11 protein-coding genes are annotated in these 8,964 nt (G+C 63.5%); 2 read left to right on the forward strand and 9 right to left on the reverse strand.

Going from position 1 to position 8,964, the window contains the following annotated elements:
• The 3 genes from lysA to argH form a co-directional block, all read right to left on the reverse strand.
• On the reverse strand, positions 1–957 hold a 957-nt coding region (gene lysA, locus QZY01_RS17655; RefSeq protein WP_294539815.1), incomplete at its 3' end, for a diaminopimelate decarboxylase.
• Positions 958–965: 8 nt separating this feature from the next.
• Entirely contained in the window at positions 966–1,226 is a 261-nt protein-coding gene (locus tag QZY01_RS17660; protein WP_294539818.1) for a hypothetical protein, read from the reverse strand.
• Between the two features lie 81 nt (positions 1,227–1,307).
• A complete protein-coding gene (gene argH, locus QZY01_RS17665; RefSeq protein ID WP_294539820.1) occupies positions 1,308–2,702 on the reverse strand; it encodes an argininosuccinate lyase in 1,395 nt (464 codons plus the stop codon).
• A gap of 25 nt (positions 2,703–2,727) precedes the next feature.
• Between argH and QZY01_RS17670 the strand changes: the two genes are divergently transcribed.
• Positions 2,728–3,426 carry a TlpA disulfide reductase family protein gene (locus QZY01_RS17670; RefSeq protein WP_294539823.1) on the forward strand — a complete coding sequence of 233 codons (699 nt, stop codon included), beginning with the start codon at positions 2,728–2,730 and terminating at the stop codon, positions 3,424–3,426.
• Between the two features lie 4 nt (positions 3,427–3,430).
• On the opposite strand, the gene grxD is transcribed toward QZY01_RS17670, so the two are convergent.
• From grxD to purL, 3 genes are all read right to left on the reverse strand, one after another.
• Complete coding sequence (grxD, locus tag QZY01_RS17675; RefSeq protein ID WP_294539843.1) at positions 3,431–3,769, reverse strand: Grx4 family monothiol glutaredoxin; 339 nt, start codon at positions 3,767–3,769, stop codon at positions 3,431–3,433.
• 87 nt (positions 3,770–3,856) lie between these two features.
• Positions 3,857–4,096, reverse strand: coding sequence for a BolA family transcriptional regulator (locus QZY01_RS17680; protein WP_294539826.1), 240 nt, complete (start codon positions 4,094–4,096; stop codon positions 3,857–3,859).
• 37 nt (positions 4,097–4,133) lie between these two features.
• Positions 4,134–6,362, reverse strand: coding sequence for a phosphoribosylformylglycinamidine synthase subunit PurL (gene purL / locus QZY01_RS17685; RefSeq protein WP_294539829.1), 2,229 nt, complete (start codon positions 6,360–6,362; stop codon positions 4,134–4,136).
• A 342-nt stretch (positions 6,363–6,704) separates the two neighbouring features.
• Here purL and QZY01_RS17690 point away from each other — a divergent pair, with 342 nt between their 5' ends.
• Positions 6,705–6,998 (forward strand): hypothetical protein, encoded by a 294-nt coding sequence (locus QZY01_RS17690; RefSeq protein WP_294539832.1) that lies wholly within the window; start codon positions 6,705–6,707, stop codon positions 6,996–6,998.
• A 38-nt stretch (positions 6,999–7,036) separates the two neighbouring features.
• Here the strand turns inward: QZY01_RS17690 and purQ are convergent, their stop codons facing one another.
• The 3 genes from purQ to purC form a co-directional block, all read right to left on the reverse strand.
• Positions 7,037–7,723, reverse strand: coding sequence for a phosphoribosylformylglycinamidine synthase subunit PurQ (gene purQ, locus QZY01_RS17695; protein ID WP_294539835.1), 687 nt, complete (start codon positions 7,721–7,723; stop codon positions 7,037–7,039).
• Between the two features lie 47 nt (positions 7,724–7,770).
• Positions 7,771–8,010 (reverse strand): phosphoribosylformylglycinamidine synthase subunit PurS, encoded by a 240-nt coding sequence (purS, locus tag QZY01_RS17700; RefSeq protein ID WP_294539837.1) that lies wholly within the window; start codon positions 8,008–8,010, stop codon positions 7,771–7,773.
• A gap of 95 nt (positions 8,011–8,105) precedes the next feature.
• Positions 8,106–8,900, reverse strand: coding sequence for a phosphoribosylaminoimidazolesuccinocarboxamide synthase (gene purC / locus QZY01_RS17705; RefSeq protein WP_294539840.1), 795 nt, complete (start codon positions 8,898–8,900; stop codon positions 8,106–8,108).
• Positions 8,901–8,964 lie beyond the last annotated feature (64 nt).

Raw genomic sequence — 8,964 nt, forward strand, 5'->3', positions numbered from 1 at the left:
GTAGAGCGTCGGCCGCACCAGAACGTTCATCGACGCATAGACGATGACGAAGTTTTTCGCCGCGCCGCGCTTGACGTAAAGAACCCTGGTCACCAGCACGCCGGCATTGCCGACGATGAGCCGTCCCGGCTCGAACACCAGCCGTGCGCCGAGCGGCGCGATGTGGCGGCGCACGACCTGCGCATAGAGTTCGGGCCGATAGCTTTCCGGGTTTTCGCGGTCGGAATAGGGAATGCCGAGACCGCCGCCAAGATCGAGATGGGCGATGGCGTGGCCGTCGGCGCGCAACTGCCGCACGAAACCGGCGAGCAGGGCGAAGGCGTGGTCGAATGGCGCGAGATCGGTGATCTGCGAGCCGATATGCATATCGACGCCGGCGATGTTGACGCCGGGCAGCGTCGCCGCCTTCGCGTAAACCCCGCGGGCAATGGAAATCGGAATGCCGAATTTGTTTTCCGACTTGCCGGTCGAAATTTTCGCATGGGTTTTCGCGTCCACGTCGGGGTTGACCCGCAGTGCTATGTCCGCCCTCTGGCCGCGCGAAAATGAAATCCGGGAAATCAGCTCCAGTTCCGGCTCGGATTCGACATTGAAGCAGAAGATGCCGTGGTCGAGCGCCAGCGCGATTTCGCGTTCGGTTTTGCCGACGCCCGAAAAAGTGATGCGCGCGCCGGGTACGCCTACGGCGATGGCGCGGCGCAATTCGCCTTCCGACACCTCGTCCATGCCCGCGCCGAGTTTGGCCAGCAGGGTCAGCACAGCCTGGTTGGAATTGGCTTTCATCGCATAGCAGACCATGGCGTCGAGATCGCTCATGGCCTGCGAAAACACCGTGAAATGGCGCCGGATCGTCGCCGCGCTGTAGCAGTAGAACGGCGTTTCGACCTGCCGCGCCAGTCCCGGCAAGGCGACGCCCTCGGCGTGGAGCACGCCGTGGTCATAATGAAAGTGATGCATGCCGAACCTTAAAGCAGGAAATCGAAAGGCGTGGGGCGTTTCGGCGCGCCGACCTTGAGAGAATTATCGTCAAGCCCATGCGGCAGGGGCGCTTGCGAATTGGCCGTCGAGTGGATCTGTTCCGGCGAATCGGGCGCGGCCTGCGATTTTTTCTCGATGGCGGGATCGAGTGGAATCGGCGGACCACGCCGGCCGCAGCCGTCGAGCAGCAGGGCGCCCGACAAGGCCCCGGCCAATAGAGCTGTCTTGAGGATGGAATGGCAGGTCAACAGGCCCGTCTCCGAAAAAAGGCGCGCGGATGGCGCGGACTATAGCCGAACGCAAGGCCCATGACGAAACAAGTTTAAGGGTCAGTCCTTCTTTTCGCCGGCGAGTCTTTGCGCCCAGGCGCGCGCCTGAAGCCGCACATTTTCCGGCGCGGCGCCGCCATAGCTGGTGCGGCTGCGCACCGAGTTCTCGACGCCGAGAGCCTCGAACACTTCGACCCCGATCGCCGGTTCGATCGCTTGCAGCTGCGCCAGCGTCAATTGCTCCAGCTCCAGCCCGGCTTCGGCGGCCATGGCGACGATTTGCCCGGTGACGTGATGGGCCCGACGAAAGGGCAGGCCAAGCGCCCGCACCAGCCAGTCGGCGAGATCGGTGGCGGTGGCATAGCCCGAGCCCGCCGCAGCCTTCATCCGCTCGACGCGCGGCGTCATGTCGCGGACCATGCCGGCCATGGCCGCAACGCAAAGCGACAATGATTGCAGCGAATCGAAACAGCCTTCCTTGTCTTCCTGCATGTCCTTGGAATAGGCCAGCGGCAGGCCCTTCATGACGATCAGCATGGCTGCGAGGTCGCCGATGATCCGGCCCGATTTGCCCCGCACCAGTTCCGCCGCGTCGGGATTGCGTTTTTGCGGCATGATCGAGGACCCCGTCGTGAATTTGTCCGACAGGGCGACGAAGCCGAATTGCGGCGTCGTCCACAACACGATTTCCTCGGCGAAGCGCGACAAATGGGTGGCGGCGATGGCGGCGGCGGCAAGGGTTTCGAGCACGAAATCGCGGTCCGAGACGCTGTCGAGCGAATTGGCGGTCGGCCGGTCGAAGCCGAGCGCCCGCGCCGTGGCGTCGCGGTCGATCGGAAAGGACGTGCCGGCAAGAGCCGCCGCGCCGAGCGGACATTCGTTGAGCCGCCCGCGCGCGTCCCGAAAACGCCCGCGATCGCGCGAGATCATTTCGACATAGGCGAGGAGATGATGGCCGAACGTCACCGGCTGCGCCGATTGCAGATGGGTGAAGCCCGGCATGACCGCTCCCGCATATTCCTGCGCCTTGTCGACCAGCGCCTGTTGCAGGTCCGCGAGCTGGACGTCGAGGTCGTCGATGGTGTCGCGCACCCAGAGTTTGAAGTCGAGCGCGACCTGGTCGTTGCGCGAGCGGGCGGTATGGAGGCGCCCCGCCGCGGGGCCGATCAATTCCGCGAGCCGCGATTCGATGTTCATGTGAATGTCTTCGAGCGCGCGCGAAAAGGAGAATTTTCCGCTCTCGATTTCGCGCGCGACCTCGTCTAAACCTTCGAGGATCGCGCCAGCGTCGGCCTCGCTGACGATCCCGGCCTGGGCCAGCATGGCGACATGCGCCCGGGACCCGGCTATGTCTTGGCGCCACAGGCGAAAATCGAAGCCGATGGAGGCGTTGATCTCCTCCATGATCGCATCGGGGCCGCTGGCGAAGCGTCCTCCCCACATCTGATTGCTCATGAGCGTTCCTGAAGCCGAGGCCAAAATGAATGACGCGCCCGATTCGCCGCCGACAGCAAGTCCCGAGCAGATGCGCGCCATAGCCCGGCGGCTGATCCTGCCCCCGTTGGCGTTCGCGGCCGTCGCTGTCGTGGCGGTCTTGTGGTTCGTCCTATACGGGATGAACGGGGGCGGGGGCAAGGAAGCCGCCTCGGGCGGAACGGGAGAATGCGCCGCCTCCGCCGCGCTCGCGCCGCAACTGGCGCCGCTGGCCAAAGGCGACATCGCCGCTCTCGCCATTGACGCCCAGCCCAAACTCATGCCGGCGCTCGGTTTTGCCCGGGACGGCAAGCCGGTCGATCTCGCCTCGTTCAGGGGCAAAATCGTGCTGCTGAATCTTTGGGCGACCTGGTGCGTCCCCTGCCGCGAGGAAATGCCGGCGCTGGACCGTTTGCAGGGTATCGCCGGCGACAAAGACTTTTCGGTCGTCGCCGTCAACATCGACACCGCGCGGCTGGAGCGGCCCAAGGGCTTCCTGCAGGAAATCGGCGTCAAGAACCTGACATTCTTCTCCGATTCCTCGGCTAAGGCGTTTCAGACCCTTCAGCAAAGCGGCAAAGTGGTGGGCTTGCCGACGAGCTTTCTGCTCGGCCGCGACGGCTGCGCGCTCGGCGTACTCGCCGGGCCGGCCAAATGGGACGGCGCCGACGCCCTGGCTTTGATCAAGGCGGCGACGCAGCAGTGAAAGCTCAGCTCTGTTGCGGGTCCTTGACCGGAACGCCGGCGGTTTTGAACAAGCTGGCCAATTCGCCCGACTGGAACATTTCGCGTACGATATCGCAGCCGCCGACGAATTCGCCCTTGACGTAGAGCTGCGGAATGGTCGGCCAGTTGGCGTATTGCTTGATGCCTTCGCGGATTTCGGCGTCTTCGAGCACGTTCACGCCCTTATAGGGCGTCTCGAGGAAGTCGAGGATTTTCACGACCTGGCCGGAAAAACCGCACTGCGGGAAATTCGGCGTGCCCTTCATGAACAGGACGACGTCATGAGCGGCGACATCCTGCTTGATGCGGTCGATGGCGGTCAAAGTTTGTGTATCCGACATGGCTGGTTCCTTTCGAACGGAGTTCAAGGCTCCGCGACGCCATAAAGGTAAGCCGTGAAAGGTCCCGTTTCAAGCCGTTTCCGGCGTCGCCGTTTCGAGCGCCAGCGCATGCAGCGCGCCGCCGACCTGGCCGCCGAGCGACGCATAGACCAGTTGATGCTGCTGAACGCGGCTCTTGCCCCGGAAAGCCTCGGAAATCACCTGGGCGCGGTAATGGTCGCCGTCGCCGGCCAGATCGGTGATGAAAACTTCGGCATCCGGCAGGGCGGCCTTGATCAGGCGTTCGATTTCGCTGGCTGGCATAGGCATGGGGATTTCCTTGAATTAGGGGAGGGCTGGCCCTCGATCAGAGCATCGCGATCTTGCCGCCGCCGGCCATATAGGCTGGCATCCAGTTTTCGTGCGCGTCAAGCAATTCCCGCACCAGCACAGGCGGATGCGCGCCGAGGCGCAAGGTCTCGCCGCCGGTTTCGCCGAGGATCGCGACGGCGACCCCCGCTTCGGCGGCCCTGGCGACAATTTCCGACGCCTGTTCCGCTCGCGCGGCGAGAAGATAGCGCCCCTGGTCCTCGCCGAACCAGATCGCGGCGGAATCGGCGCCGGGCGCCGCGACCGTCGCGCCGATCCCGCCCGCCATGGCCATTTCGGCGAGCGCGATGGCGAGGCCGCCATCCGACAGGTCGTGGGCAGCGGTGACGAGTCCCTTGGCGATCAAATCCCGCACGAATTCGCCGTGCGATTTTTCGTGCGCCAAATCGACCGGGGGCGGCGCGCCCTGCTCAAAGCCCAGAATCTCGCGCAGATAGATCGACTGGCCGAGCCAGCCTTCGGTCTCGCCGACCAGCAGAATTTTTTCGCCCGGCGCCCGGAAGGCGACGCCAACGCATTTCGCTACGTCATCGACGAGGCCGACGCCGCCGATCGACGGGGTCGGCAGGATGCCCTTGCCCTGCGTTTCGTTGTAGAGCGAGACATTGCCCGACACGATCGGGAAATCCAGCGCGCGGCAGGCCTCGCCGATGCCGTCGAGGCAGCCGACGAATTGCCCCATGATCTCCGGCTTCTCCGGATTGCCGAAATTGAGATTGTCGGTCAGCGCGAGCGGCCGCCCGCCGACGGCGTTGATGTTGCGCCAGGCTTCCGCCACCGCCTGTTTGCCGCCCTCGACCGGATCGGCGAAACAATAGCGCGGGGTGACGTCGGTGGTCAGCGCGAGGCCTTTCGGACCGTCGCCGACCCGCACAACCGCCTCATCGCCGCCGGGGCCGACAATGCTGTTGCCGAGTATGAGATGGTCATATTGTTCCCAGACCCAGCGTTTCGACGCCAGATCGGGACAGGCGACAAGTTTTTTCAGCGCCGCGTCGATGGCGAGCGGGGAGGCAAGCGTCAATGGGTCGAGTTTTTCGGGCCTGGGCGTCGGCACATGGGGGCGGTCGTAGAGTGGGGCTTCGTCGCCCAGTTCCTTGATCGGCAGATCGACCTTGGTCTCGCCCTTGTGCTTGACGACGAAGCGCAATGTGTCGGTGGTCTTGCCGATCACCGCAAAATCCAGTCCCCATTTGCGGAAAATCGCTTCGGCTTCCTCTTCCTTCGCCGGATCGAGCACCATGAGCATGCGCTCCTGGCTTTCCGAAAGCATCATTTCATAGGCGCTCATGCCCGGTTCGCGGCAGGGCACCTGATCGAGATCGAGTTCGACGCCGAGATTGCCCTTGGCGCCCATTTCGACGGCGGAGGACGTCAGGCCGGCGGCGCCCATGTCCTGAATGGCGACGACGCAGCCGCTGGCCATGATTTCGAGGCAAGCTTCGAGCAGCAGCTTTTCGGAAAAGGGGTCGCCGACCTGCACGGTGGGGCGCTTCTCGTCGCTGTCGGCGTCGAATTCCGCCGAGGCCATGGTGGCGCCGTGAATGCCGTCGCGGCCGGTCTTGGAGCCGAGATAGACAATCGGCCGGCCGACGCCGGTCGCGGCGGCGTAGAATATCTCATCCTTGCGCACGAGACCGACCGCCATCGCGTTGACGAGGATATTGCCGTCGTAGCTCGCATGGAAGGCGGTCGAGCCGCCGACGGTCGGAACGCCGAAACTATTGCCGTAGCCGCCGATGCCGGCGACGACGCCGGAGACGAGATGGCGCGTGCGCGGATGATCGACCGAGCCGAAACGCAACAGATTCAGGCAGGCGATGGGCCGCGCCCCCATGGTGAAGACATCGCGCAGGATTCCGCCCACGCCGGTGGTCGCGCCCTGATAGGGCTCGATATAGGAGGGATGATTGTGGCTTTCCATTTTGAACGCGCAGGCGAGTCCGTCGCCGATGTCGATGATCCCTGCATTCTCGCCCGGCCCCTGGATGACCCAGGGGGCCTTGGTCGGCAGTTTCCTGAGATGCAGGCGCGACGACTTGTAGGAGCAATGCTCGTTCCACATGGCCGAGAAAATGCCGAGTTCGGTGAAGCTGGGCTCGCGCCCGATCAGGTCGAGAATCCGTCGGTACTCGTCCGGCTTGAGGCCGTGGCGGGCGACAAGGTCCGGCGTGATCGCCGGTTCGTGAAGCTTCTGAGCGGTCAAAAAATCCGGCCTTGTGATAAGGGCGCAAAAGGAGGCGTCGAGAGAAGGCGCAAACGAGAGGGCGTACGGAGATGACTCTTGGCGCTCCGATTAGAACGTCGCGACTCGATTGGCAAGAATGTCGGGAAAAAAGGCGACGCGGCGAATCGGAGTCGCCAGCGCCCGGAATGGAAAGCCGGCCGAACGGCGGGGCGTTCCCGTTCGTGACCGGTTTCCGGTCCGGTCGATCGATCTTGTTGGCGGCGCCGTGAAACTCCTGGCGAATCGTCCCGTAAATCCCCGCAGAAGCCGTCGCATGTGCTCCGGCTCACCGGCAAAGGCCGGAAATTGGAGGATTTAGTCATGTCCAGCAAGCATTCGTTTCTTGTCCCGACCCTGAACAATAAAGGCGCCGCTTTGGCGCTCGCCCTGTCGATGGGCGCTTTCGCTTTGGCGACGGGCTCGGCCTCCGCCGATCCCACGCACGCCGGTCAGTCCGGCTGGCGCGGCGGCGAAAGGATTTACGGTTTCGTCAACCTGACGGGATCGGACAGTCGCACGACGGGTTCGTGCGAAGGCCGCCTTGGCGCGGCGATCCTCGGCGGTTTCGCCAAGCCTTCCGATTCCCCGCGCATCGGCCAGACCTGCCGCTTCTGAACGGTGTGCGTTCAAGAGGTTTTCCCCTGGCGCGCCGCTCAGGCGGCGCGGATCAGGCTTTCGAACAGGCCGCGTCCGTCAATGCCGCCGACCAGAGGGTCGATCAGGTTTTCCGGATGCGGCATCATGCCGAGCACGTTGTGTTTCTCCGAATAGATCCCGGCAATGTGATTGGTCGAGCCGTTCGGATTGAAGGCCTCGCCGACCTGCCCCCGCGCATCGCAATAGCGGAAGGCGACGAGGCCCTCGCCTTCGAGTTTTCGAATGGTTTCTTCAAGCGCTTCGTAATTGCCTTCGCCATGCGCGATGGCGACGTCGATCGCCTGATGCGGCGCATAGGCGCGGGTAAAAGCCGTATCGTTGCGCTCGACGCGCAAATGCTGACGCTTGCAGATGAAACGCAAGTCGCGGTTGCGCATCAGCACGCCCGGCAGCAGGCCGCTCTCGCAGAGGATCTGGAAGCCGTTGCAAATGCCCAGCACATAGCCGCCGGCGGCGGCGTGGCGGCGAACGGCGTCCATGATATGGGCCCGCCCGGCGATGGCGCCGCAACGCAGATAGTCGCCATAGCTGAAGCCGCCGGGCAGCACGACGAGATCGGTTCCAGCCGGCAGGTCATGGTCGGCGTGCCAGACGACGGCGGTTTGGGCGCCGGCCTGGCGCAAGGCGCGGGCGGCGTCGCCTTCGCGATTCGAGCCGGGGAAAAGCACGATGGCCGCCTTCATGGCGCACTCCTGAAACACTAGGCTGTGTTGAAGACGTCCGCCGCCGGCTAAAGGATTTCGACGCGGTAGTCTTCGATGACCATATTGGCCAGCAATTTCTCGCTGGCGGCTGCGAGCGCCACTTTCGCCGTCGCGGCGTCCGACGCCTCGACTTCGATGTCGAACACCTTGCCCTGCCGAACCGAGGAGACGCCCTCTACGCCGAGGGAATGCAAGGCGCCCTCTATCGCCTTGCCCTGCGGATCGAGCACGCCGGTCTTCAAGGTGACGGTGACGCGGGCTTTCATTCCGGAGACTTTCCCTTAGGCGGCCTGGGCGATGGGCGATCCAATCGGAACGCGGATCGCTCAAGCTGGCTTGATTTCGATGTTGGCCGGCGAAATCACTGCACCAGTTTGGGGCCGCCGGTATGCGGCTTTTCATTTTCCTGCATGATGCCGAGCCGGCGGGCGACTTCGGAATAGGCTTCGACCAGACCGCCGAGATCGCGGCGAAAGCGGTCCTTGTCGAGCTTGTCGTTGGACTTGATGTCCCACAGACGGCAGGAATCGGGCGAGATTTCATCGGCCACGACGATGCGCATCATGTCGCCTTCCCACAGACGGCCACATTCCATCTTGAAATCGACCAGACGGATGCCGACTCCAAGGAACAGCCCGGTGAGGAAATCGTTGACCCTTATCGCCAAGGCCATGATGTCGTCGATTTCCTGCGGCGTCGCCCAGCCGAAAGCGGTGATATGCTCTTCCGACACCATCGGATCGTTGAGCGCGTCGTTCTTGTAATAGAATTCGATGATCGAGCGCGGCAGTTGCGAGCCCTCCTCGATGCCGAGACGGGTCGAGAGCGAGCCGGCGGCGACATTGCGCACGACCACTTCGAGCGGGATGATCTCGACTTCGCGGATCAATTGCTCGCGCATGTTGAGCCGGCGGATGAAATGGGTGGGAACGCCGATGTCGTTCAGATTCTGGAAAATATATTCCGAAATCCGGTTGTTCAGGACGCCCTTGCCGTCGATCACTTCATGTTTCTTGGCGTTGAAGGCGGTGGCGTCGTCCTTGAAATGCTGAATCAGGGTGCCAGGCTCGGGGCCCTCATAGAGGACCTTGGCCTTGCCTTCGTAGATGCGACGGCGGCGGTTCATTGGGGTCAACCGATCTTTGAGATAATCCAAGGATGCCCCGGCTCTTCCGGGCCTCCTGCGACTTTGACGTCCTGACCGATCGCAATCGGCGACA

Source organism: uncultured Rhodoblastus sp., from assembly GCF_903903185.1.
Lineage (GTDB): Bacteria > Pseudomonadota > Alphaproteobacteria > Rhizobiales > Beijerinckiaceae > Rhodoblastus.

Bases quoted from the DNA above. Each gene is read 5' to 3' on its own strand.
- argH (WP_294539820.1), bottom strand. From the start codon at position 2,702: ATGAGCAATCAGATGTGGGGAGGACGCTTCGCCAGCGGCCCCGATGCG.
- QZY01_RS17670 (WP_294539823.1), top strand. From the start codon at position 2,728: ATGAATGACGCGCCCGATTCGCCGCCGACAGCAAGTCCCGAGCAGATG.
- QZY01_RS17680 (WP_294539826.1), bottom strand. From the start codon at position 4,096: ATGCCTATGCCAGCCAGCGAAATCGAACGCCTGATCAAGGCCGCCCTG.
- QZY01_RS17690 (WP_294539832.1), top strand. From the start codon at position 6,705: ATGTCCAGCAAGCATTCGTTTCTTGTCCCGACCCTGAACAATAAAGGC.
- purQ (WP_294539835.1), bottom strand. From the start codon at position 7,723: ATGAAGGCGGCCATCGTGCTTTTCCCCGGCTCGAATCGCGAAGGCGAC.
- purS (WP_294539837.1), bottom strand. From the start codon at position 8,010: ATGAAAGCCCGCGTCACCGTCACCTTGAAGACCGGCGTGCTCGATCCG.